The organism is Klebsiella sp. 10-1, from assembly GCF_009758445.1.
GTDB lineage: Bacteria > Pseudomonadota > Gammaproteobacteria > Enterobacterales > Enterobacteriaceae > Klebsiella > Klebsiella scottii.
In genome coordinates this window covers 529,305-552,196 of the sequence record NZ_WQRE01000003.1, presented here as the reverse complement: position 1 = coordinate 552,196, position 22,892 = coordinate 529,305, and the positions used below count along the sequence as shown (strand labels likewise).

The 22,892-nt window shown below is 58.9% G+C and carries 22 protein-coding genes and 1 other annotated feature; of the genes, 10 read left to right on the top strand and 12 right to left on the bottom strand.

The features are described from left to right. Nucleotides 1-45: 45 nt before the first annotated feature. On the top strand, nt 46-1,368 hold the full coding sequence (gene shiA / locus GO007_RS14455; RefSeq protein WP_095100966.1) for a shikimate transporter: 1,323 nt from the start codon (nt 46-48) through the stop codon (nt 1,366-1,368). Between the two features lie 44 nt (nt 1,369-1,412). Then, a complete protein-coding gene (locus GO007_RS14450) occupies nt 1,413-2,153 on the top strand; it encodes a lipoyl protein ligase domain-containing protein (protein WP_095100964.1) in 741 nt (246 codons plus the stop codon). Here the strand turns inward: GO007_RS14450 and GO007_RS14445 are convergent. After that, a complete protein-coding gene (locus GO007_RS14445) occupies nt 2,146-3,069 on the bottom strand; it encodes a LysR family transcriptional regulator (protein WP_095100962.1) in 924 nt (307 codons plus the stop codon). The genes GO007_RS14450 and GO007_RS14445 overlap by 8 nt on opposite strands. Before the next feature lie 118 nt (nt 3,070-3,187). On the opposite strand from GO007_RS14445, the gene GO007_RS14440 reads away from it, so the two are divergent. Continuing rightward, nucleotides 3,188-3,577 (top strand): tautomerase family protein, encoded by a 390-nt coding sequence (locus tag GO007_RS14440; protein WP_095100960.1) that lies wholly within the window; start codon nt 3,188-3,190, stop codon nt 3,575-3,577. Between the two features lie 32 nt (nt 3,578-3,609). Here the strand turns inward: GO007_RS14440 and GO007_RS14435 are convergent, their stop codons facing one another. Beyond that, entirely contained in the window at nt 3,610-4,341 is a 732-nt protein-coding gene (locus tag GO007_RS14435; RefSeq protein WP_095100958.1) for an HPP family protein, read from the bottom strand. 206 nt (nt 4,342-4,547) lie between these two features. Here GO007_RS14435 and GO007_RS14430 point away from each other — a divergent pair, with 206 nt between their 5' ends. Beyond that, complete coding sequence (locus GO007_RS14430; protein ID WP_095100956.1) at nt 4,548-5,657, top strand: adenosylhomocysteinase; 1,110 nt, start codon at nt 4,548-4,550, stop codon at nt 5,655-5,657. A gap of 42 nt (nt 5,658-5,699) precedes the next feature. Here the strand turns inward: GO007_RS14430 and cobT are convergent, their stop codons facing one another. The 4 genes from cobT to sbmC all read right to left on the bottom strand — a co-directional run bounded on the left by cobT (nt 5,700) and on the right by sbmC (nt 9,055). Continuing rightward, nucleotides 5,700-6,758 carry a nicotinate-nucleotide--dimethylbenzimidazole phosphoribosyltransferase gene (cobT, locus tag GO007_RS14425; protein ID WP_095101369.1) on the bottom strand — a complete coding sequence of 353 codons (1,059 nt, stop codon included), beginning with the start codon at nt 6,756-6,758 and terminating at the stop codon, nt 5,700-5,702. Between the two features lie 175 nt (nt 6,759-6,933). Beyond that, nucleotides 6,934-7,257 carry a DUF496 family protein gene (locus GO007_RS14420; RefSeq protein WP_041146350.1) on the bottom strand — a complete coding sequence of 108 codons (324 nt, stop codon included), beginning with the start codon at nt 7,255-7,257 and terminating at the stop codon, nt 6,934-6,936. Between the two features lie 167 nt (nt 7,258-7,424). Then, nucleotides 7,425-8,483: an FUSC family protein gene (locus GO007_RS14415; RefSeq protein WP_095100954.1), complete on the bottom strand. Its 1,059-nt coding sequence runs from the start codon at nt 8,481-8,483 to the stop codon at nt 7,425-7,427. A 98-nt stretch (nt 8,484-8,581) separates the two neighbouring features. Then, the gene (gene sbmC, locus GO007_RS14410; RefSeq protein ID WP_095100953.1) at nt 8,582-9,055 is read right to left on the bottom strand and encodes a DNA gyrase inhibitor SbmC; all 474 of its coding nucleotides are present in this window, start codon (nt 9,053-9,055) and stop codon (nt 8,582-8,584) included. A 257-nt stretch (nt 9,056-9,312) separates the two neighbouring features. Here sbmC and GO007_RS14405 point away from each other — a divergent pair, with 257 nt between their 5' ends. Both GO007_RS14405 and GO007_RS14400 read left to right on the top strand, forming a co-directional pair. Then, nucleotides 9,313-10,227, top strand: coding sequence for an extracellular solute-binding protein (locus GO007_RS14405; protein ID WP_095100951.1), 915 nt, complete (start codon nt 9,313-9,315; stop codon nt 10,225-10,227). Between the two features lie 14 nt (nt 10,228-10,241). Continuing rightward, nucleotides 10,242-11,015, top strand: a complete 774-nt coding sequence (locus GO007_RS14400) for a molybdate ABC transporter permease subunit (protein WP_095100949.1) — start codon at nt 10,242-10,244, stop codon at nt 11,013-11,015. Here GO007_RS14400 and GO007_RS14395 read toward each other — a convergent pair. Both GO007_RS14395 and dacD read right to left on the bottom strand, forming a co-directional pair. Continuing rightward, on the bottom strand, nt 11,005-12,441 hold the full coding sequence (locus tag GO007_RS14395; RefSeq protein WP_095100947.1) for a capsule assembly Wzi family protein: 1,437 nt from the start codon (nt 12,439-12,441) through the stop codon (nt 11,005-11,007). The two genes, GO007_RS14400 and GO007_RS14395, sit on opposite strands and share 11 nt — an antisense overlap. Before the next feature lie 153 nt (nt 12,442-12,594). Then, nucleotides 12,595-13,761, bottom strand: coding sequence for a serine-type D-Ala-D-Ala carboxypeptidase DacD (gene dacD, locus GO007_RS14390; RefSeq protein ID WP_189339868.1), 1,167 nt, complete (start codon nt 13,759-13,761; stop codon nt 12,595-12,597). 242 nt (nt 13,762-14,003) lie between these two features. Between dacD and sbcB the strand changes: the two genes are divergently transcribed. After that, nucleotides 14,004-15,428, top strand: coding sequence for an exodeoxyribonuclease I (gene sbcB, locus GO007_RS14385; protein WP_095100943.1), 1,425 nt, complete (start codon nt 14,004-14,006; stop codon nt 15,426-15,428). Nucleotides 15,429-15,475: 47 nt separating this feature from the next. Here sbcB and fusA read toward each other — a convergent pair whose 3' ends face one another. Then, complete coding sequence (fusA, locus tag GO007_RS14380) at nt 15,476-17,578, bottom strand: elongation factor G (RefSeq protein WP_095100941.1); 2,103 nt, start codon at nt 17,576-17,578, stop codon at nt 15,476-15,478. A 237-nt stretch (nt 17,579-17,815) separates the two neighbouring features. On the opposite strand from fusA, the gene GO007_RS14375 reads away from it, so the two are divergent. Continuing rightward, nucleotides 17,816-18,133: an ArsR/SmtB family transcription factor gene (locus GO007_RS14375; protein ID WP_095100939.1), complete on the top strand. Its 318-nt coding sequence runs from the start codon at nt 17,816-17,818 to the stop codon at nt 18,131-18,133. A 54-nt stretch (nt 18,134-18,187) separates the two neighbouring features. On the opposite strand, the gene GO007_RS14370 is transcribed toward GO007_RS14375, so the two are convergent. The 3 genes from GO007_RS14370 to GO007_RS14355 all read right to left on the bottom strand — a co-directional run bounded on the left by GO007_RS14370 (nt 18,188) and on the right by GO007_RS14355 (nt 21,589). Continuing rightward, nucleotides 18,188-19,546 carry an APC family permease gene (locus GO007_RS14370; protein WP_095100937.1) on the bottom strand — a complete coding sequence of 453 codons (1,359 nt, stop codon included), beginning with the start codon at nt 19,544-19,546 and terminating at the stop codon, nt 18,188-18,190. 289 nt (nt 19,547-19,835) lie between these two features. Further along, on the bottom strand, nt 19,836-20,726 hold the full coding sequence (locus GO007_RS14360) for a LysR family transcriptional regulator (RefSeq protein ID WP_095100934.1): 891 nt from the start codon (nt 20,724-20,726) through the stop codon (nt 19,836-19,838). Between the two features lie 38 nt (nt 20,727-20,764). Further along, complete coding sequence (locus tag GO007_RS14355; RefSeq protein ID WP_095100932.1) at nt 20,765-21,589, bottom strand: SDR family oxidoreductase; 825 nt, start codon at nt 21,587-21,589, stop codon at nt 20,765-20,767. 176 nt (nt 21,590-21,765) lie between these two features. On the opposite strand from GO007_RS14355, the gene hisL reads away from it, so the two are divergent. Both hisL and hisG read left to right on the top strand, forming a co-directional pair. Further along, nucleotides 21,766-21,816: a his operon leader peptide gene (hisL, locus tag GO007_RS14350; protein ID WP_115193915.1), complete on the top strand. Its 51-nt coding sequence runs from the start codon at nt 21,766-21,768 to the stop codon at nt 21,814-21,816. After that, nucleotides 21,792-21,914, top strand: a sequence feature (His leader region). It overlaps the preceding gene by 25 nt. A 46-nt stretch (nt 21,915-21,960) precedes the next feature. Continuing rightward, complete coding sequence (gene hisG, locus GO007_RS14345) at nt 21,961-22,860, top strand: ATP phosphoribosyltransferase (protein ID WP_095100931.1); 900 nt, start codon at nt 21,961-21,963, stop codon at nt 22,858-22,860. Nucleotides 22,861-22,892: the final 32 nt, after the last annotated feature.

Here is a 22,892-nt window from a genome sequence, read left to right as displayed (position 1 = left end):
TCCAATAACGATAACGTAACATCAGAACAGATTGACAGGACAGGTATGGACTCAACGCTTATATCCCCTCGCCCCGTCGGGGAAGCCCACTCACTTCATCGCGCGCGAAGAGCGGCGTGGGGCAGCTTCGCCGGCGCGGTGGTCGACTGGTACGACTTTTTACTTTACGGCATCACCGCCGCGCTGGTCTTCAACAAGGAGTTTTTCCCGCAGATCGGCCCGGCAATGGGCACCCTGGCGGCCTTTGCCACCTTTGGCGTCGGTTTTCTTTTTCGTCCCCTGGGCGGCATTATCTTCGGCCATTTTGGCGACCGCCTCGGGCGCAAGCGGATGCTGATGATGACCGTCTGGATGATGGGGATCGCCACCGCCTGCATTGGCCTGCTGCCCTCGTTCAATCAAATCGGCTGGTGGGCGCCGGTGCTGCTGGTGATTCTGCGCGCGATCCAGGGTTTTGCCGTCGGCGGCGAATGGGGCGGAGCGGCGCTGCTTGCCGTCGAAAGCGCGCCGAAGAATAAAAAGGCCTTCTACAGCAGCGGGGTCCAGATTGGCTATGGCGTCGGCCTGCTGCTCTCAACCGGCCTGGTCTCGCTAATCAGCGCCAATACCAGCAATGAACAATTTTTGAGCTGGGGCTGGCGTCTTCCCTTCCTGTTCAGCGTCGTGCTGGTGCTGGCGGCGCTGTGGATCCGCAACGGCATGAGCGAATCGGCTGAGTTTGAACATCAGCAGCAGAAAAATCTGCCCCTGCCGGCGAAAAAGCGTCTGCCGGTAGTCGAAGCGTTATTCCGTCATCCCGGCGCCTTTTTGCTGATTATCGCTCTGCGCCTGTGCGAGCTGCTGACGATGTATATCGTGACCGCCTTCGCCCTCAATTACTCCACGCAAAATCTCGGCCTGCCGCGCGAGCTGTTCCTTAACATCGGCCTGCTTGTTGGCGGGATCAGCTGCCTGACCATTCCCTGCTTCGCCTGGCTGGCGGATCGCTTTGGCCGTCGGCGCATCTATATTACCGGCGCGCTGATCGGTACGCTAAGCGGCTTCCCGTTCTTTATGGCCCTCGAAAGCCAGTCCTATTTCTGGATCCTGTTCTTCGCGCTGATGCTGGCGAATATCGCCCACGATATGGTGGTTTGCGTACAGCAGCCGATGTTCACCGAAATGTTCGGCGCCAGCTACCGCTACAGCGGAGCCGGCGTCGGTTACCAGGTCGCCAGCGTCGTCGGAGGCGGCTTTACGCCCTTCATCGCCGCCGCGCTGGTCACCTTCTCCGGAGGCTCCTGGCACAGCGTTGCTATCTATCTGACCGCCGGCTGCCTGCTCTCGGCCATCACGGCCATGTTGATGAAAAAGCCTCAGCACGTCTGACAGCGCCCGGGACGACGGGAAACCGTCGTCCATAAGGAGACTCCATGATTCAGGACAACAGAGCGGCCTGCTGGCCGCAGCGCTTCATTCATCAACAGCTGCCGCTGCACTACTACGCCGACCCGACGCTTGCCGAGCTGCCGCTGTTCGAGCGGGCCCGTAGCGGCGAAGCGCTGGCCCAGCTGTGGCATGCTCCGCAGGGATTCGTCGTCCCCGGCAGCTACCGAAAATTCAGCCAGCTCTCCGCCGTTAGCGAACGCTTTGCCGGGCGCGGCTGGCCGGTGTGGCTGCGTCGCTCCGGCGGTGGTCTCGTGCCGCAGGGGCCGGGGATTGTTAATCTCAGCCTTGCCTGGCCGGTCTATCAGCCGCTGGGCGAGGCCGCTGAACCGATCTATCTGTTGCTGTGCGGTCTGCTGCAGCGCGCGCTGGCGACCTTTGGCGTCGATGCCCATTTTCAGGCGGTGAGCGGCTCGTTTTGCGACGGACGCTATAACCTTGCCTGCGGCCATGGGGAGCAGGCGCGTAAAATTGCCGGTACCGCGCAGTACTGGCGGCCGATGGCGGAGGGCCGCGGTCATGTCGTTCTCGCGCACGCGGTGATCCTGATCGATATCGATCCGATCGCCGCACATCGGGCGGCCAATGATTTTGAGTCACAGCTGGGCAGCGGCCGGATTTACCGCGCGGATAAAACCATCACTCTCGCGCAGCGCCTGCCGGGCGAAAAAGATCTGCTTCCCCGCTTCCGCCAGGCGCTGGCGACCGAGCTGCAAAATCTCAGCTGAAGCTACTTTTCAGATAGCGGCTGAAGGTCTCTACCGCCCGCGATACGCGCGGCGCGTAGGGGCGGATCACGTACAGACTGCCGGCAAAAACGTCCACCGGCCGCCAGCCGGGCAGCAGCTCCTGCACCTCTCCGCGCCCTATCGCCTCCCGGGCGCTAAAATCGGGCAATAGCGCAATCCCCAGCCCCGACAGCACCGCATCGCGCAGCGATTCGCTATTGTTCGTGGCAAAGGGGCCGCGCACCGGGACGCTCACGCGCCCGGCGCGATCGTCCTCAGACTCAAACGCCCACTGAGGGCTTTGCGAACCGCGCGGGTAGGTCAGGCACTGGTGGTGGCGTAGCGCATCGGGGGAGTCCGGGACGCCAAAGCGGCGGATATACTCTGGCGAGGCAACAACCAGCGTGGCGGTCTGACACAGCGTCCACGCGACATGGGTATCCGGCAGCGCCTCGCGACGACAGTGACGAATCGCCAGATCGAATCCCTCGCTGGCGAGGGATACCAGCCGGTCGGTGACCTCCAGCTGCAGCTGCAGCTGCGGATGCTGGTGCAGAAAAGGGGTAATCGCCGGGACCAGCTGCTGGCGGGAAAAGGCGACCGGGGCCGTAACCCGCAGCGTGCCGCGCAGCGGCCCCTCGTCATCGCGGCTGCCGTTAAAGATATCGCGGAGCTGGCCGAAGGGCGCATTCAGCTCCGCCACCAGCCTAAGCCCGTCTTCGCTCAGCGTCACGCTGCGGGTGGTCCGGTGCACCAGCGTCTTGCCGGTTACCCGCTCCAGCTCGCTGATTTTCTGGCTGACTGCCGATTTACTCACCGCCAGCTTTTCCGCCGCGCGGGTATAGCTTTTCTGCTCTTCCAGCACCGTAAGCCAGTACAAATGGGTCCAGAAAACGTCGGGGCGCGGATCGCTCATCTCGATTGTTCACCTGTAAAAACAATGAATTCAAATATAGCGGTTTTTGCCCGTTGTCACATTGGATAGCATCGGTTTTGCCCACTCATCGTACACAGGATAATAAGGATGGCCTGCCATGCCGCTACTGACATTTGATGTGATTGAAGGTCGCAGTGAAGATGAAATAAAAACGCTGCTCGATGCCGCCCACCGCGCCGTACTGCACGCCTTTAAGGTGCCGGAACGCGATCGCTACCAGATTGTTCATGAAAACAAGCCTCACCATATGGTGATTGAGGACACCGGTTTAGGCCTGACGCGAAGTCAAAAGATGGTGGTGGTCAGGGTGTACACCAGCCCACGCAGCGAAGAACAAAAACAGCTGTTTTACGCGACGCTGCTCGCCGAACTGCAGGGACACTGCGGGCTGAGTCCCGATGATTTGATGGTTTCGGTGCTAAGCAATCAAAAAGGCGACTGGAGTTTTGGCCGCGGCGTGGCGCAGTATCTGACCGGCGAGCTTTAGCCGCTCACCGCCGCCCCACGCAGACGGCGGCGTTACGCCCTCGGCGCAGCGGCCATGCGCCGGCGCGCTTTTTGTTCGATATTTTCCAGCAGCTCCTGAACGTCATCTTCGTCAATATCCAGGAACTGACCATCCAGCAGCGCGGCGTGAATATCCTCCCGGGTCACCGAAAGCCCCAGCGGAACGACCTTGCTTTTCACCTCTTCCGCCGCCAGCGGATGCGGATAGCGGCGTCCAACAAGGTTATTGAAAACGATCGCCAGCAGGGCCAGCATGGCGGAGTTCAGCAGCACCGGCGTCAGCACAAAGTAATAGCCCTCGCTGTGTACGCCGGCCCCGCCGAGAATGGCCGTCAGGGCAACGGCGCCGCCCGGCGGATGCAGGCAGCGCAGAAAATACATGCCCGCAATCGCCAGTCCGGCCGCCAGACCGCAGGCCAACGCAAGGTCAGGCACCAGCACGCCAACGGTAACGCCGATCAGCGCCGACAGCACGTTGCCGCCGACAATCGACCACGGCTGCGCCAGCGGGCTGCTGGGTACGCCAAACAGCAGCACCGCCGAGGCGCCCATCGGGGCGATAAACCACAGATTGACTTCGCCCAGCAGCCAGTGGCTGAACATACTGGTGACCGCCAGCCCCGTCCCCGCGCCGATGGAGCCGAGGAGAATATGCTTTCTGGCAACCGGAAGAACATGAGGCTTCAGGCGGCCGATAAAAATGCGGATCCGCGAAAACACCGCGGAAGGTAAAACGCTTAACATCTCACTGCTCGCTCAGGTCATATAAATTTCTTATATTTTATTTTCTTTTTTTAACCATATTTTAACAACCACGTTTTTATCATGCCTATCCCCCTCGCGTCCTCTGACCGGCAGCCATTGACCCCGGCTATGTGATTTCACCTTACTACGCTAGAATCATCCTCGTTCGGGATTTCACCCACTCTACGGATTGAAGGCATAATACGTTGAATAATAATATTAATTTAGAGAAAGAAGTGGCATGGGCCAGCCAGAACATGCCGCGCACTCTGCGCCAGGTTGCCGCACTTCCCGACCTGAGCCAGGTTCGACTAGCCTGCTGTATGCATCTGGATATGAAAATGATCCCGCTGGTGCAGGGCATTCTGGAAAAGGGCGCGCAGGTATTTTTAACAACCTGTAACCCGACCACCGTACAGGACGAGGTCGTCAGCTGGCTGGTCGCGCGCGGAGCAGAAGCCAGCGCCTGGCGCGATATGAGCGATGCCGACTGGCGGCAGTCGTGGGAAAAGGCCATCGCCTGGGGGCCGACGCATCTGTGTGAAATGGGGGCCGATATCACCACCCTGCTCCACCAGCGCGGCGAATTTGGCAATATCGTGGCCGGGCTGGAAGCAACCGGCTCCGGCGTCAGCCGGCTGGGCGATATTCGCCCGGGCTATCCGATTTTTAACTGGGACGATCTGCCGGTTAAAGAGGGCCTGCATAACCGCCACATGGTCGGCCTGACAGCATGGCACACCTTCTTCCAGACCACCCATCTCACGCTGCATGAGAAAAAGGTGCTGGTGATCGGCTATGGCCTGGTGGGCCAGGGCGTTGCCGCCGCCGCAAAAGCCTTTGGAGGCCAGGTGATGGTCGCCGAACTCGACCCTGCCCGTCGCCTGCAGGCGGCTTACGACGGCTGGCATGTCGTCGAACTGCAGGACGCCATTGCCTCGGCTGACGTCGTCGCCACGGCAACCGGCGCTAAAAAGGTGGTTAACAGCAGCGCGCTGGATAAAGCGAAAGACGGGGTATTTATCCTTAACGTCGGCCACGTTGCGGAAGAGATTGACTGCGGCTACCTGCGCCAGTTCAGCCATGAAGAGGTTATGCCGTATATCAACGCCTATCAAATGAATGGTAAAACCGTTTACCTGATGGCCAACGGTTCGATGCTCAACCTGACCGCCGGTTTTGGCGATAGCCTGAACGCGTTTGACGTTACGCTGGCGGTGATGACCAGCGGCATCCACCATATCGTGACCGATGGCATGAAGGCCGAGGCCAAGGTCTATCTGCTGCCGCAGAGCGTGTGGCAAAAAGCGCTGTAGGCCGGATAGCAACAGGGCGCCTGACGGCGCCCTGATTGGCGGTTAACGGCTCTCCGGCAGGACGATATTGCTCTCCGCCAGGGTCCCCATCTCGTTAAACACCGTACAGGCGGCCTCTACCAGGTGCATAGCCAGCGCCGCGCCGCTCCCCTCACCCAAACGCATCCCCATATCCAGATACGGCTCAAGCTGCAGATGCTCAAACGCAATGCGCGCGCCCTTTTCCGCCGACAGATGGGAGGGGATCAGATAGGGATGAACGGCCGGCGCAATACGGCAGGCCGCCAGCGCCGATGCACAGGAGAGAAAGCCGTCCAGCACCACCGGCAGCCCGCAGGATGCGGCCCCCAGCATGACGCCGGTCATGCCAACCAGATCGAAACCGCCAACCTTCGCCAGCACCTCCAGGCCATCCTCCGCCTGCGGTTGGTTGACGGCAATGGCCCGACGCACCACCTCCGCCTTATGCGCCAGCCGCGACAGCGGCAGGTTTGCCCCGATGCCGACGGTATCCTGCGCATCGCGCCCGGTGAGCACGCTCACCACCGCCGCCGCCGGCGTGGTGTTCGCCATTCCCAGTTCGCCAACGCCGAACAGCGTCACGCCCTGAGACGCCAGCTCGCGGGTATAGCTGATGCTCGCCAGCAGCAGCGTCGTTGCCTGTTCGCGACTCATCGCCGCCGTTTGCGCAATATTGCCGCTGCCTCGCGCCACTTTTAAGTCGACAAGGCCTGGGATCGGCTCCGCATCGATCCCGGCGTCGACAACCCGGACTTTTGCCCCCGCCTGCGCCGCCAGGACGCAAACGCCGGTATTTTGCCGGGTCATATTTATCGCCTGAATCGCGGTAATCGCCTGGGGTGAGATAGTCACGCCCTCATGCCAGACGCCGTGATCGGCGCACATCACCACGATCGCTTTTTCTGCCAGCCGCAGCTGACCATTCAGCCCCGGCATTCCAGCCAGCTGCACGGCCAGCGCCTCCAGGCGGCCCAGGCTGCCGGGGGGTTTTAATAAACCGTCAAGATGCTGCTGCGCCTGGGCCATCGCCGCCCGATCCGGCTGCGGAATGTCGGCAATGAGGGCCGAAAGTGTGTCCATGATGTTCCTCGTAGCGCTAAAAGGGAGCGGACCGTTGCGCGCATATTTTTCTACGTTCAGGCCAGCAGCCTGCGTTATACGGCGGTTCGCCATACGGAAGAAAGGAGTCGTTCAGAGGGAATGCCGGGGAGAACTCCCGACGGCGAGAACCGCCGCCGGGCAGGGTCGGGGGAGATTACTCTTCGACCTTCGCTTCGCCGATCACTTTCAGCTTTTTGGAGATATCGCGACGTTCTTTAGAGAGTTCAGCATTTTTGATGATGTAATCATCAACGCGATCTTCGTAATCGCTCTTCATGCTGGCAATGATGCCCTGGATAGCTTCAACGCTCATGCCCGGTTTGATGTAGTCGCTGAGGTTGTCCAGCAGCAGTACGCGCTTCTGGTTATCACGGATCTTTTTCTCAACGTCCTGAATTTCACGCTGCAGTTTGTTCTTACGACGATACAGACGAACAAACTCCAGTACGTCCTGGAAAGAAGGCTTAGTTGTTTCCATTTTTATACCCCTAATATTTGAGATTCGGATTCGCTAAAGCGACTGCAATATAGGGCTAACATAACTGTTAGCAGCCGCTGATGACAATGTTTTTTCCTTTAGGGTTATCATACCCCTAAATGCTGCTGAATCGAAGCAACCTGTGGTCGTTCTCGCGCATCTGGCTTTTATTTACGCAACGCCCGACAGATCAAATTCGACAGCAGCTCAAGCTGGCGCGCCAGCTCTATCGTCAGCCAGACGTAGCCGTGTATCGGCGTTTCCGAGAGGTTTTCGCCCGGATGCTCTTTGATAAGCTGACGCAGTTCGGCGACGATTTCATTAAGCTTTTCAGTATTGGCGCGGATCGGCTGCGGGTTGCCTTCATACAGGGCGTGGGCGATGGTCAGCAGCGTTTGCTGGGTCATCTGCTGAGTTTCGCGCAGCGTAAGGGAATTTAGCATCACAAAGTGCCCCGGCCGCGAGCCCCAGTAAGCGTTGACCTGCAGCTCAAGCATACAGACCAGGTTACGGCTGACGGTCTGAATCGCCTCGAAAATGGCCTTCTGGATATGGGTTTCTTTGCTTGCCGGCGTAATCAGGCCGCGCATTTTCACCACGTCGTTCAGGACCTTTTGCAGGTGTTTTTCCAGCCGCGGACGCTCGACCAGGTTTGGCGAGATCCCGGCCTGATACAGGCGATTAAGGGCAGTGACGTAATTTGCCATCTGGATACGCCAGTGCAGAAACGCCCGCTGCGGCCAGATGCCGGTAAACAGCATCGCCAGCAGGGAACCGAAGATAACATCGCCGCTTCGCCACAGCGCGGTGTTCATGTCTCCCGGCGGAGCCCCTACCACCACCGCCAGCGTAATGCCGATCAGCAGCGCCTGGTACGGTTTTTTCCCTAAGGCCAGCCAGCCGCAGAGGAACATCGCCGCCGCGCACCACAGCACCATAACGGGTAAGGAGATTAGCTCCAGCTTGAGCGCCACCAGCCCCAGCGCGGAGCCGAGGATGGTGCCGCCGATCCGCTCAAACGCGCGCGGCACCACGTTGCCCCAGAACGATATCGGCCCCATCACCACCACCAGAGTAATCAGCGGCCAGGTGCCTTCCGGTACGTTCAGCAGCCGTACCAGTAAAAAGGTGAGAACAAAAGCCAGCGCGATGCGTATGCCGTGCACGATTCGGTAATGGCGATACAGACGAATTTCTAAAGGCTTAAGTGATTTATCAGCGCGCACGACCCTCTCCGCTAAGAAGAAAAGGCCAATTGTAACTGCTTTTTCACCGCAAGCATCACGCTAATGTAAGAAACCTTGTTCACTCCGGGGATAAGCGCCTACCTGCCGATACGCTCAACCGCCACGTACATTTCGATATCCCAGTAGCCGTCGTGATTGCCGTCGTTAAGATAAAGCTCAAAACAGGGTTTTGGCGCCAGCTGGTGCTCTTTGCTTTGCAGCAGGCTTTCAAAGAACTGCAGCCAGGGCGTGGAGAAATCATGGTTCAGCACCCGCGCGCTGGCGAAAGCGTACTCTCCGCCGGCGATCTCGGTCAGGATCGCGCCTTCGCTATTGGCTGGAATGACGAAGTCGTCGTCCACCGTTACCACGGTGTCGCAGCGCAGCTTTTCCGCCGGCACCTGCTGCGGGTTGTCGTAATAGACGGCGACCCACTCCCGGGCCGGGATCTGGCGACTGCTGACCCATGCCATCAGCTGTTCAAAACCCTGCTTAACGGTCTGTTCCCAAGGCCCAACCATATGAAAACCGGCTATTTTACGCGCACCAAGGGACTTAACGCTGTAGTTCATATTGCCTCCGCTATTGATAAGAAATACTGTATAAATATACATGCAATGTAGCAGGCAGCCAAAAAACAGTATGTGCGCGGATTCACAGAGTCGCCATTGGCCGGTGCTGAAAAATCATTCAGGAAGCCGACACGCAGAACCGATACTTCAACCGCACCTCAATGCCGCCTGCGCATAAATTGTTTTCGCCGCGCTGATTATTGATAATCGTTATGTAAATAAAAACATAACGAGTGGAACTACCGATGCAAGGAAAAATGAAGTTTGCGCTGGCAGCAATGCTGGCACTGCAGTTCGCCCCCGCGGCTATGGCTCAGGATATTCGCGTCACCTATGCCGGCTCGATGGGTAAAGTGATGGATCAGGGGCTAGGCCCGGCGTTTGCCAAAGCGCAAAACGGCGATTATCAGGGCCAAGGCCAGGGCGCTTACGGCATGGCGCGCCTGCTGGCAAGCCACAAGCTGACCGCCGATGTTTTCGTCTCCATTACCCCGGGCCCGATGCAAATCCTGAAAGACGCCGGCTTGATTGACGATGCTGTCCCGGTCGCCAGCACCAGCATGGTGGTCGCCTGGAGCCCCAAAGGGAAATATGCCGCGCAGTTTGCCGCCGCGAATAAAAACCAGGATGCCTCGTGGCTGAAGCTGCTGACGCAGAAAGACGTCCGCTTTGGCCGCACCGACCCGTACGTCGATCCTAAGGGCCAGAATATCGTCTTTACCCTGCTGCTGGCCGAGAAGTATTACCGCCAGCCTGGCATCAGTGAAAAAATCCTCGGCGAGCTGCAAAACCCGGCGCAGACCCACCAGGAGGGCGGCCTGCTAAGCCGTCTGGAGAGCGGCCAGGTTGACGCCGCGGCGGGCTACGAAAGCGAAGTCCTCTCCGCCCACCTGCCCTACGTCGCGCTGCCCGATGAGATTAACCTCAGCAACCCGGCAATGGCGAAACAGTGGTATGACACCGTCAGCTTCACCATTAAGGACAGCGCTGGTAAAGACCAGACGCTGCACACTCAGCCGCTGGTCTTCTACGCCGCGGTGCTGAAAAACGCGCCGAACGGCGTGGAACAAGGGAAAAAATTCATCCGGTTCATGGAGAGCGCTCAGGGGCAGCAGCTGTTTAAACAGTACGGCTACGCCGCGGCAAAAGGGGAAAACCTATACGCCAGGTAAAACGCGCCGGGCGCATTGCCGGCTGGCTCGCGCTGCCGGCTCTGCTGCTGCTCAGCGTCCCCTTCCTCACCCTAATCAGCGTCACGCCGTGGCAGCATCTGCGGCTGGCCTGGCGGGACGACGATGCGATCCTCGTGTCGATGGGGCTGGGGTGCCTGGCGCTGGCGACGATCGTGGCGATAGGCCTGCCGACCGCCTGGTGGCTGTCGCAGGCCAGCGGTCGTCGGCGTCTGCTGGCGGAGCTGCTGCTGATGATCCCGCTGCTGACGCCGCCGCTGGCGATGGGGATTTTACTGGTCTCGGCCTATGGCCCCTACGGGCTGGCCGGACAATGGCTGACGCGAATGGGCGTCACGCTGGTGAACAATCCCGCCGCCTTTGTCATGGCGCAGGTCTACGGCGCGCTGCCCTACTTTATCGTGGTCGCCCGCTCCGCCTTCGCCACGGTGCCGAAAGCGATCCTTGAAGCCGGACAAACGCTGGGGGCAACGGGCTGGAATCGCTTTCGCTTTCTAGCCCTGCCGATGGCGCTGCCGGGGCTGGCCTCCGCGGTGGCGCTGGCCTGGGTACGCGCCGTCGGCGAGTTCGGCATTGTGATGATCTTTGCCTATTTCCCCCAGGGGATCCCGGTAAAACTCTATACCAACCTGCAAAACGACGGCGTTGACGCGGTCTATACCCTGCTGTGGATGCTGCTGATCGTCACCCTGCCTCTGCCGCTGGCCTGCTTTGCGCTGGGAAGAGGCACGACGTGGCGGCGAAAAACGCCGCCGGCGGTTACAGGCTAAAAGGTAGCTCAATCCCGACACTGGCGCCCAGATCGTCGCTGTCGCTGTGGTTAGCGTCGGTATACCACAGGGAGGTGCTGAGGCGCACGGTGGGCATCACGTCGCCGCTCCAGCCTAACTGCACGCCCTTCAAGGTATCGGCGTGCGGGAAGGCTTTATTAATCCGCTGATTTTTCGGGTTCACCTCGGCGTAAACCAGCCGCGCGCTCCAGCGCTGATTCTCCTCCGTCACCAGTTCGACCTTACCGGCGTACAGACGCCCGTCGCCGCCCATCGCGTCGCCTAACGGATAACCCTGCTGGTAGTAGCCATCTTTATAGATAAAGTGGTTATAGATGTAGTTGGTGCGCCCCATATTCGAGCGGGTATCGTGCGCCTCCAGGTACCAGTTAATCGCGCTACTGTTCCACTGGTGATGCCCTTCGACGCCGCCGAGGTAAAGGTGGGCGGACGGCAGGTACCCGGCTTCATCCTCGCCGATCATCTGCCCGTAGACGCTCACCGGCCAGCCCGTCGTCGGCGCCAGCTTCAGTTTAAAATCAAAGCCCGCCAGCTGATTGCCCGGATCGTCCGCCGAATCGCCGGTGTTATCGCGCCCGGTGAGCCCCTCCCAGAAGCTGCCAAAGGAGGAAGGCCGCCCCTCGCCGCCCCACTGCATAATGCGCGAAGCGCCCAGCTCCAGCGAGGTAAAGGGGGATACCGTCAGGCGGCCGCCAAAAATTTTAGTATGCGGTACCGCCGCGTACTGGCTCATCTGGCTGGCGGAAAGCTGGTACTGCCAGGGGCCAATCCAGCTTAGCCAGGCGTTCTCCGGAGCCCGTTGTTCGGCGCGCTGCAGCAGAAAACCGGTCATCGGCCGCGCGGCGTCGGAACGAATCAGGCTCCCCTCATAGCCGGGCCCCCACCACTGCGGAATTTGGCCAAACGCCAGCCACTGGTTCCACAGCTTCAGCGCCCCGTAAGCGCCGTTGGCGTTAACGTTGGAGCTATTGCCGATGCGCTTGTCTCCTTCAACGTTGCCCTGCAGGTGCAGATCCCACCATTCGCCGCTGTTATTGAGCGCGATGGAGAGCGACTGGTCGGCAGGATAAGACCCGGCAAAGCCCTGCGGCGTTCCCGGTTTGTCGGTTGAGCTATAGCCGGTGACGCGCACGTCGGCTTTTAGCGACCTCAGCCGTTGATTCACCCGGCCCAGCACCACCCTCTCTGTGGATGTTGCCGGATGAGCGTTGGCCAGCGCGCGGCCGATCTCCTCCTCGCTCAGGGGCCAGGTCGATAAACTCAACGAGAGGGCTCCACGATCGGATAACCAGGCTAAATCATTGCGGAAGTCGTTATCGGCCAGAACCAGGCCAGAGGCTAAGCTTGCGGGACTAAAAACGGCAAGAAGTCCCAGAGAAAGCGCACTACGCGCGAAAAATTTCATCTTCCCAGCTCCATTTCAGGCGCACGGGCGCCGGCGTATTTCCTTAAAGGTGAGCAGGTAAGGTAATTGACTGAAACTAAACGAATCGCCAACCAGCGCCACAACAGCGCGCTGCGGGAAAAGATGCCGCTCCGGGAGAGAGCGGCACGAAGGTCAGAGCTTGTGGTGCAGATAATCACTCATACGCGAGAAAAGGCCGCCTTCGCCAACGCTTTCCAGCGTCACCAGCGGCCAGTGGGCCACGACCTTATCGCCGTCGTAGAGCGAAATCTCCCCGACCCGCTGATTGGCGGCGATCGGCGCCTCCAGCTCTTTCTGATCCAGCACATATTTGGCCTTAATACGCGAAACCTCCGACTTCGGCAGCGCTAACCAGAAGTCCTGGTCGGTGCCGAGCTGGATCTGGTCCTTATCGCCATACCAGATAGGCTCGCTGCCCACTTTTTTACCTTTTTGCAGGACCTGGACGGTATCGAAGTTTTGCTGGCCCCAGTGCAGCAGTTTGGCCGCCTGCTGCTCGCGCCCTTTCGGACTCTCGGCCCCCATCACCACCGCTATCAGGCGACGCTGGCCGTCGACGGCGGAGGCAATCAGGTTAAAACCGGCGCCGGAGGTGTGGCCGGTTTTCAGGCCATCGACGTTCATGGTTTTATCCCACAGCAGACCGTTGCGGTTCTGCTGGGTAATACCGTTCCACGTCAGGCTTTTCTGACTGTACATGTGGTACACGTCAGGATCGCCGTGAATAATCGCCCGAGACAGGACCGCCAGATCGTAGGCCGAGCTATGCTGCCCCGGCGCATCCAGCCCGTGTACGGTTTCAAAATGGGTGTCCTGCAGGTGCAGCTTTTGTACGTATTCATTCATCAGGGCAACGAACTGCGGCTGGCCGCCGGCAACGTAGTCGGCCAGCGCCACGCAGGCGTCGTTACCGGAGTCGACGATAAGCCCGCGGCTTAAATCACGGACGCTAAGCCGATCGCCGGGCTTGAGGAACATCAGCGATGAACCATCGAATACCGGGTTGCCCTTCGCCCAGGCATCTTTGCCGACGGTGACCATATCGTCAAAGGTAATGCGATGGCTGTCGATGGCGCGATCGACCACATAGCCGGTCATTAATTTCGTCAGGCTGGCGGGGTTACGCTGCTGATGTTCGTTACCGGCGGTCAGGATCTGACCGGTGGTGTAGTCCATCAGCACCCAGGAGCCTGCCTGAATGGAAGGCGGCGTCACGGTGACGGGAAAATCATTCGCGGCAAAGGCGCAAGAAACGCTCGAAGCGAGCAAAGTTACAGCAATAAAAAAACGGCCTTTCAACGGCATATCCTCAAGATTTACAGATCCGCCGTCCTTTTTACGGAAATTCTCCTTTCATATCATGGTTTAATTGCAAGAAAATATGACACGATAAACGCGCTGCGCGGCCGATGCCCTTCTGATGGCCGGACAAATCGTTTACCATAGCCCGTCATACTTCAAGCTGCACGTGCGCTGGCTTTGTGGCTCACCCCGAACGATTTAGCGTATGGACGCCAACCACCACGGAAAATAGACAGACTATGCAAGATAGCGCCAACCAGCCCGGATTTTTGTTCCACGACTACGAGACCTTTGGCACCCGCCCGTCCCTTGACCGGCCGGCGCAGTTTGCCGCTATCCGCACCGATGCGGATCTTAACGTTATCGGCGAGCCCGAGGTATTCTACTGCAAGCCGGCTGACGACTATCTGCCGCAGCCCCAGGCGGTGATGATTACCGGGATAACGCCGCAGGAAGCGATCGCCAAGGGCGACAATGAAGCCGCTTTTGCCCGCCGCATTCACGATCTGTTCACGGTGCCAAAGACCTGCATTGTGGGTTACAACAACGTGCGTTTCGATGACGAAGTCAGCCGCAATATTTTCTATCGCAACTTCTACGATCCCTACGCCTGGAGCTGGCAGCACGATAACTCGCGCTGGGATCTGCTGGACGTGATGCGCGCCTGCTACGCGCTGCGCCCGGAAGGCATCAACTGGCCGGAAAACGACGACGGCCTGCCCAGCTTTCGCCTTGAGCATCTGACCGTGGCCAACGGCATCGAGCACAGTAACGCCCACGATGCGATGGCCGACGTGTATGCCACTATCGCCATGGCGAAACTGGTCAAAACCCGACAGCCTCGCCTGTTCGACTACCTTTACACCTTCCGCAATAAGCGCAAGCTGGCGACGCTGATTGACGTGCCGCAGATGACGCCGCTGGTCCACGTTTCCGGAATGTTCGGCGCCGCACGCGGCAACACCAGCTGGGTGGCTCCGCTGGCCTGGCATCCGGATAATCGCAATGCGGTGATTATGGTTGACCTTGCCGGCGATATGTCGCCGCTGCTGGAGCTGGACGCAGACGCGCTGCGCGAGCGGCTGTATACCGCAAAAGCCGACCTCGGCGACCTGCCGGCGGTACCGGTCAAGCTGGTCCACCTCAACAAATGCCCGGTGCTGGCCAAGGCCAATACGCTGCGCCCGGAAGACGCGGAGCGTCTGGGCATCAACCGTCAGCGCTGTCTGGATAACCTGCAGCTGCTGCGCGGCCAGCCGCAGGTGCGGGAAAAAGTGGTGGCGATCTTTGCCGAGGCGGAGCCGTTCGTTCCTTCCGACAACGTCGATACTCAGCTCTATAACGGCTTCTTCAGCGATGCCGACCGCGCGGCGATGAAGATTGTGCTGGAGACCGAGCCGCGCAACCTGCCGGCGCTGGACATTACCTTCGCCGATCCGCGTATCGAACACCTGCTGTTTAACTATCGCGCGCGAAACTTCCCCGGCAGCCTCGATGAAGCCGAGCAGCAGCGCTGGTTAGAGCATCGTCGGGAGGTGTTTACGCCGGAGTTTTTGCAGGCTTATGCCGATGAGCTGCAGACATTGCAGCAGCAGTATGCTGACGATAATGAAAAGCTGACGCTAGTGAAAGCGCTGTGGCAGTACGCGCAGGATATTGTTTAATATAAATAAATTCCCGGCTCAGCGTGGCGCAGGCCGGGAACGGTTATTTACCCTTTCGCGCGGCTGGCGATAATCGCCTCCGCCACGTTACGCGGGGCCTCCGCGTAATGATGGAACTCCATGCTGTAGGTCGCCCGCCCCTGGGACATCGAGCGTAGCGTCGTGGAATAGCCGAACATCTCGGCCAGCGGCACGTCGGCGCGAATAATCTGGCTGCCGAAGCGCTCTTCCATCCCCTGCACCATGCCGCGGCGGGAGGAGAGATCGCCCATAATATTACCGGCGTACTCTTCCGGCGTTTCCGCTTCCACATGCATCACCGGTTCGAGGATCACCGGGTCGGCCCTGCGCGCGCCCTCCTTGAAGCCGAAAATGGCCGCCATGCGGAAGGCCATTTCCGAGGAGTCGACGTCGTGGTACGAACCAAAAGTCAGGGTCGCTTTGACGTCCACCACCGGATATCCTGCCAGTACGCCGGTGCCCATCGCTTCACGCAGGCCCTTTTCCACCGAAGGAATGTACTCGCGCGGCACCACCCCGCCTTTGGTGGCATCTTCAAATACGAAGCCGCTGCCGGGCTCCAGCGGTTCGAGAGTCAGCACCACGTGGCCGTACTGCCCCTTACCCCCGGACTGGCGGACGAATTTGCCTTCCACCTCTTTCACCGTTTTGCGGATCGTCTCGCGGTAGGTTACCTGCGGGCGGCCGATATTCGCCTCAACGCCAAATTCGCGTCGCATCCGGTCAACGATAATTTCCAGATGCAGCTCGCCCATCCCGGAAATAATCGTCTGGCCTGACTCCTCGTCGGTGTGCAGGCGGAACGACGGATCTTCCGCCGCCAGGCGCTGCAGCGCAATGCCCATTTTCTCCTGATCCGCTTTGGTTTTCGGCTCGATAGCCAGCGAAATCACCGGCTCCGGAAACTCCATCCGCTCCAGGGTAACGATCGCGTTCGGATCGCACAGCGTGTCGCCGGTGGTGACGTCTTTTAGACCGACGCAGGCGGCGATATCGCCGGCATGCAGCTCGTCCACCTCGTGGCGATCGTTGGCGTGCATCAGCACGATGCGGCCGATACGCTCTTTTTTACCTTTAACCGGGTTATACACCGCATCCCCTTTCTTCAGGGTGCCAGAATAGACGCGGATAAAGGTCAGCTGGCCCACGTAGGGGTCGGTCATCAGCTTGAACGCCAGCGCTGAGAGCGGTTCATCGTCAGCAGGATGGCGCTCTGCCGGCCGGCCTTTCTCATCAACGCCCTGAATCGCCGGGATATCCAGCGGGGAAGGCATCAGTTCGACGACCGCGTCGAGCATCCGCTGGACGCCTTTATTCTTAAAGGCGCTGCCGCACAGCACCGGCTGGATCTCTCCGGCAACGGTGCGCTTACGCAGCCCGGCTACGATCTCAGCCTCGCTCAGATCGCCCGTTTCCAGATATTTGTCCATCAGCTCATCGCTGGCTTCCGCCGCCGCTGAGACCATTTTCTCCCGCCACTGGCGGGCGGTTGCCAGCAGCTCATCCGGCACCGGCGCATAGCTGAAGGTCATCCCCTGGGTCGCATCGTCCCACAAAATGGCGCGCATTTTGATGAGGTCCACGACCCCAACGAAATGCTCCTCGGCGCCGACGGGAATCACCACCGGTACCGGGTTGGCCTTCAGGCGGTCGATCATCATCTGCACCACGCGGAAGAAATCGGCGCCGGGGCGGTCCATTTTATTGACGAAGGCCAGCCGCGGGACCTGGTACTTATTCGCCTGCCGCCATACGGTTTCCGACTGCGGCTGCACGCCGCCCACGGAGTCGTAGACCATTACCGCGCCATCCAGCACCCGCATGGAGCGTTCGACTTCAATCGTAAAATCGACGTGCCCTGGGGTGTCGATGATATTAATGCGGTGCGGCTCAAAGCTGCGGTCCATACCGGGCCAGAAACAGCTGACCGCGGCGGAGGTTATGGTGATCCCGCGCTCTTGCTCCTGCGCCATCCAGTCGGTTGTTGCCGCGCCATCGTGTACTTCACCCAGCTTATGGCTCATTCCGGTATAAAACAGAATGCGCTCAGTGGTGGTGGTTTTACCGGCATCGATATGCGCGGAGATACCGATGTTGCGATAACGTTCGAGGGGGATGGGTCGGGGCATGATGCGTCCTTAGTCATTTTGACTGTCAGTGAGCGGCGAAATGGCCGCGGTTCGTTCAACGGCATCTATCATAGTACAACTGTACGAGTATATTAGAACTATTTTTGCTATCGTTACTATTGGTGAAGCTGCGGCAGCGCGCGTGGCTTTAGCGATTGAGTTTGGGTATATTACCGGCCAACCGCCGATACGGGCTGCTGTTCCGCGGAACAGAGCAACCGCCGACACAGGAATATTATGATCGCCAATCACCCCGAACGTGAACAAATCCGCCTTGAAAATGTTCTTTTTGCCCTTGGGAATCCGATGCGGCTGGAGATTATTCGCATCCTCGCCGACGGCAGCGAGCAGAGCTGCAACGCCCTGCGCCATGAAGACGTCGCGAAGTCCACCATGACCCACCACTGGCGCGTTCTGCGCGATAGCGGCGTGATATGGCAGCGCCCGCAGGGGCGGGAGAATATGATTTCGCTGCGCCGGGAGGATCTGGAGGCGCGTTTTCCCGGGCTGCTGGATACGCTACTCAGAGTGATGCGCCAGGAAGTGCAGAAGTAGCGGAAACAAAAAAGCCGGAGGTCTCCCCCCGGCTTTTTTTATCCTGTCGCCCGATCAGGCAATGTCTTCGTACTGCGGAACCGGGTTGCGGAAACGACGGGTCACGCAGGCCAGATAAACCAGGCCGATGGTGCCCCAAATCAGGCCCAGAACCATAGAACTCTGTTCCAGGTTGACCCACAGTGCGCCTACGGTCAGCGCGCCACAGGTTGGCAGCACCAGGTAGTTGATGTGGTCTTTCAGGGTCTTGTTACGCTTCTCACGGATCCAGAACTGTGAAATCACCGACAGGTTAACGAAGGTGAAGGCCACCAGCGCCCCGAAGTTAATCAGCGCCGTCGCGGTCACCAGGTCGAATTTAATCGCCAGCAGCGCAATCGCGCCCACCAGCAGGACGTTAAACGCCGGGGTACGCCATTTCGGGTGAACGTAGCCGAAGAAGCTGGTCGGGAATACGCCGTCGCGGCCCATCACGTACATCAGACGGGAAACGCCCGCGTGTGCGGCCATGCCGGAAGCCAGAACGGTCACGCTGGAGAAGATCAGCACGCCCCACTGGAAGGTTTTGCCCGCTACGTACAGCATGATTTCAGGCTGCGACGCGTCCGGATCTTTAAAGCGCGAGATATCCGGGAAGTACAGCTGCAGGAAGTAAGAGGCGCCGATGAAGATCATCCCGCCGATCAGCGCGGTCAGGAAGATAGCCTTCGGGATCACGCGCTCTGCGTCTTTGGTCTCTTCAGACAGAGAAGAGATACCGTCAAAGCCGAGGAACGAGAAGCACAGAATGGTCGCACCGGTAATCATCGGCACCACGTGGGCCCCTTCAGACCAGAACGGACGGGTACTGGTCAGCGTACCGGCGCCTTCACCGTGCATGACGCCGTAGATAATCAGGCCGACGATAACCGCCACGATACCCATCTGCAGAACCACAATCAGGGTATTGAAGTTCGCCACGGCCTTGATGCTGCGCAGGTTGGATACGGTCATAAAACCGACCAGCGCAACCACGAAGATCCACGACGGAACGGAAGGCATCAGCGCTTCAAAGTAAATCTTCGCCAGCAGGATGTTGATCATCGGCATAAACAGATAGTCGAGCAGCGATGACCAGCCAACCATAAAGCCAACGGCCGGGCTGATAGATTTCTGAGCGTAGGTGTAGGCGGAGCCTGCCGACGGAAAACGACGAACCAGTTTACCGTAGCTCAGCGCCGTGAAAAGAATTGCGATCAGCGCGAAGGCGTAGGCCGTCGCAACGTGACCGTCAGTCAATCCAGAGACGATACCAAACGTATCGAACAGCGTCATCGGCTGCATATAGGCCAGGCCCATCATGACAACCGGAATCAACGTAAGGGTTTTACGTAATTCCACGCGAGAGGTTTTTGGAGTAGCGTTATGCGACATTGTGGTCATCCCCTTTTACGGCGAAAGCCATCGCGTAAGCAAAAAATTGCCCCATTTCTGTGTATTCCTCAGCGACAACAACTGTCGGTTTTTAGTAAATATCTATCCGGTACGAAGCCCGGCCTCTTGGTATTGAATGATGTGTCTTTAAAGCAAAAAAATAACCGACACTTTAAAAAGCGTCGGCTAGTTTCTGTTTTTCAGGCCGCGTATTTTGCAACATTTACTGGCCGGATGACAAGCCGTTGAAGAGCCAAATAATTGTAGGAATTATTTAACATCCTAATATTCATACGATTTTAGTATTGTATATCCTGCCAATAGCATTATTTGCTAAAACTGCATTCTGCCACCATCCGCTGGCGAGGCCGGAAGCGTCCTCCTGCCAGCCAATCCACGCCCGATGAATCGGCTGATGGGCGGCGACCTCTTTCATTATCAGCTCGCCGCGGTCCAGCTGGGGCTGCGCCAGGTATCGCGGCAGATAGCCCCAGCCGAGACCGGCGGAAACCAGCTCCAGCTGGCCGGGAAAATCAAACGCGGCCAGATGCTCCCGATCGTCGGCTGATGGCCAGCCGCCGCCGCAGATAATGGCCCGCTGGCGCTTCATCACCCGCCAGCTCAGCGGTTCCGGCATCTGCGCCAGCGGATGCTGCGGCGCGACGACAAAAACATGCTCCAGCTCGCCCAGCGGGCTGAAACCGTAGCCGCCAAGAGCCGGCGGGTCGCTTAACGCCCCCAGCACGATATCCGCCCGCCCTTCAACCAACGCCTCCCAGCGGTCGGTTAGCGTCTCGCGGCAAAAGCGCAGCTGCGCCAGATTGTGCTGCTGGTAAAACTGGCCCACCAGCGGCGCCAGTAAAGAGAAGGGAAAGGTGGCGTCCACGGCAATGACCAGCGCATTTTCCCAGCCCTGGTGCAGCTTAATCGCCTGTTTTTCCAGCTCGCGGGCGGTGTGCAGCACTTCGCGCCCCTTTTCCAGAAGCAGCTGCCCGGTGGGCGTAAAGCGCGCGCGGTGTCCGCTGCGGTCAAGAAGCTGAATATTGAGGTCGCTTTCCAGCTTGTGAATGGTGTAGCTCAGCGCGGAGGGCGTTTTATAAAGCTTTGCCGACGCTGCGGCAAAGCTCCCCTCTTTTTCCAGCGCATCCAGAATAACGAGGACATCCAGCAGTGGTTTCATCGCCGCCCCCTTACGGTTCGCGATTTCCCGCTGACTGATTATTCCATCGGCATGACCAGCGGGTCCGGGTACTGATACTCAAACCCCAGCTCATAGCAGATACGGTTGCCGTCGATAATCTTGCCGCTACCGCCGTCCGGATTATCGGCAAACACCGGCGGCGGAATGCCAAGTTCGCGGGCCATCTGCGGATAGAAGACGCCGCGAGCGGGATGCTTTGGCGCACATATATTATAGATGTGTCCGCCCTTCGGGGCCTGCAGCAGCAGCTCAATCGCGGCGATAACATCCTGCAGATGGACCAGATTGACCCCTTGCTGGCCGTCCGGCGCCGACTTACCGGCAAAGAAACGTCCCGGATGGCGCGAGGGCCCCACCAGCCCGGCGAGGCGTAAAATATCGACCGAGGTCCCCGGAAGGTTATGCAGCCAGTCCTCCAGCTCTTTAAGCACCCTGCCGCTGGCGGTTTGCGGATTTCGGGGGGCCCCCTCTTTTAAGGTGCCGCTGGCGTTGCCATACACCGAGGTTGAGCTGGTAAAAATTATCCGCGGCACGTGGTGGGCTAAAGCGGTATCCACAATTTCCTGTACCGCCTGCAGATAGAAATCCTCCCCCGGCCCGGTGCGGCGAGCCGGTAAGGTGATAACCAGCGCATCAACGTTCATCAATGCATCCAGATCTTCCGTGTCGCAAACCAGCTGGGGCTCAAGACGCAGCGGATAGCCGTCAATTCCGCACATCCGTGCCGCCTCCACGCCATCCTGCGTCGTCTTACTGCCGGTCACCTCCCACCCACGCGCCATCAACGACAGCGCAAGGGGCATACCCAACCATCCTAATCCGACAATCGCGACCTTTTTCATATCCTGGCTCCTGACTCTTTCGCTGTGCTGACTTAAGGCTACGCCAGCCGGCGGCAGCTGACAATTTCTTCGGTCAATATGAAATGAATTAATGATAGTAAAAAGCCCTTGCTTTATGCCGCTGAACTGGTTTAGGTTAAAAGGCATCAAATGCATAGTCATTCAAAGAGAATTTTATGAACTGCGTTCAATCTAAAAACCACCATCATCACCATCATCCTGACTAGTCTTTCAGGCGATGTGTGCTGGAAGACATTTGGATCTTCCAGAGGTGCATGAACGCAAAGAGAGCCCCCGGAAGATTTACTTCCGGGGGCTTTTTTTTGAATTAAATTCGGACAGATTCAGACAGGTATAAGAGGAAAACAAGAATGTTAGACAACAGCCGTTTACGCATAGCTATTCAAAAATCAGGCCGCCTGAGCGAAGATTCACGCGAATTATTGAGCCGCTGTGGCATCAAAGTGAATCTGCACACTCAGCGCCTGATTGCGCTGGCAGAAAATATGCCTATCGATATTTTGCGCGTGCGTGATGACGATATCCCGGGCCTGATTATGGACGGCGTGGTCGATCTGGGGATTATCGGCGAAAACGTGCTGGAAGAAGAGCTGCTGAGCCGCCGCGCTCAGGGCGAAGACCCGCGCTACTTCACCCTGCGCCGTCTTGATTTCGGCGGCTGCCGCCTGTCGCTGGCCACGCCGGCGGATGAGCGCTGGGACGGCCCGTCGGCGCTGGATGGCAAACGCATCGCCACCTCCTACCCGCACCTGCTGAAGCGCTACCTCGATCAGAAAGGAATTTCGTTTAAGTCCTGCCTGCTGAACGGCTCCGTTGAAGTCGCCCCGCGCGCGGGCCTCGCCGACGCCATCTGCGACCTGGTGTCTACCGGCGCGACCCTCGAAGCCAACGGTCTGCGCGAAGTGGAAGTGATGTTCCGCTCCAAAGCCTGCCTGATTCAGCGCGACGGCGAAATCGCCGATGCCAAACAGCAGCTGATTGACCGCCTGCTGACCCGCATTCAGGGCGTGATCCAGGCCCGGGAATCGAAATACATCATGATGCACGCGCCGACCGAGCGCCTGGAAGAAGTCGTGGCTCTGCTGCCGGGCGCCGAGCGTCCGACGATCCTGCCGCTGGCGGGCGATAAGCAGCGCGTAGCGATGCACATGGTCAGCAGCGAAACCCTGTTCTGGGAAACCATGGAAAAACTGAAAGCGCTCGGCGCCAGCTCGATCCTGGTTCTGCCGATTGAGAAGATGATGGAGTAATCCAGCCAGCACGGGCCCCACCGGGCCTGTCT

What these genes read in the sequence shown, in the direction of transcription:
- shiA (WP_095100966.1), top strand. Translation starts at nt 46, where the DNA reads ATGGACTCAACGCTTATATCCCCTCGCCCCGTCGGGGAAGCCCACTCA.
- GO007_RS14450 (WP_095100964.1), top strand. Translation starts at nt 1,413, where the DNA reads ATGATTCAGGACAACAGAGCGGCCTGCTGGCCGCAGCGCTTCATTCAT.
- GO007_RS14445 (WP_095100962.1), bottom strand. Translation starts at nt 3,069, where the DNA reads ATGAGCGATCCGCGCCCCGACGTTTTCTGGACCCATTTGTACTGGCTT.
- GO007_RS14440 (WP_095100960.1), top strand. Translation starts at nt 3,188, where the DNA reads ATGCCGCTACTGACATTTGATGTGATTGAAGGTCGCAGTGAAGATGAA.
- GO007_RS14435 (WP_095100958.1), bottom strand. Translation starts at nt 4,341, where the DNA reads ATGTTAAGCGTTTTACCTTCCGCGGTGTTTTCGCGGATCCGCATTTTT.
- cobT (WP_095101369.1), bottom strand. Translation starts at nt 6,758, where the DNA reads ATGGACACACTTTCGGCCCTCATTGCCGACATTCCGCAGCCGGATCGG.
- GO007_RS14420 (WP_041146350.1), bottom strand. Translation starts at nt 7,257, where the DNA reads ATGGAAACAACTAAGCCTTCTTTCCAGGACGTACTGGAGTTTGTTCGT.
- sbmC (WP_095100953.1), bottom strand. Translation starts at nt 9,055, where the DNA reads ATGAACTACAGCGTTAAGTCCCTTGGTGCGCGTAAAATAGCCGGTTTT.
- GO007_RS14405 (WP_095100951.1), top strand. Translation starts at nt 9,313, where the DNA reads ATGAAGTTTGCGCTGGCAGCAATGCTGGCACTGCAGTTCGCCCCCGCG.
- GO007_RS14395 (WP_095100947.1), bottom strand. Translation starts at nt 12,441, where the DNA reads ATGAAATTTTTCGCGCGTAGTGCGCTTTCTCTGGGACTTCTTGCCGTT.
- sbcB (WP_095100943.1), top strand. Translation starts at nt 14,004, where the DNA reads ATGCAAGATAGCGCCAACCAGCCCGGATTTTTGTTCCACGACTACGAG.
- fusA (WP_095100941.1), bottom strand. Translation starts at nt 17,578, where the DNA reads ATGCCCCGACCCATCCCCCTCGAACGTTATCGCAACATCGGTATCTCC.
- GO007_RS14375 (WP_095100939.1), top strand. Translation starts at nt 17,816, where the DNA reads ATGATCGCCAATCACCCCGAACGTGAACAAATCCGCCTTGAAAATGTT.
- GO007_RS14370 (WP_095100937.1), bottom strand. Translation starts at nt 19,546, where the DNA reads ATGTCGCATAACGCTACTCCAAAAACCTCTCGCGTGGAATTACGTAAA.
- GO007_RS14360 (WP_095100934.1), bottom strand. Translation starts at nt 20,726, where the DNA reads ATGAAACCACTGCTGGATGTCCTCGTTATTCTGGATGCGCTGGAAAAA.
- GO007_RS14355 (WP_095100932.1), bottom strand. Translation starts at nt 21,589, where the DNA reads ATGAAAAAGGTCGCGATTGTCGGATTAGGATGGTTGGGTATGCCCCTT.
- hisG (WP_095100931.1), top strand. Translation starts at nt 21,961, where the DNA reads ATGTTAGACAACAGCCGTTTACGCATAGCTATTCAAAAATCAGGCCGC.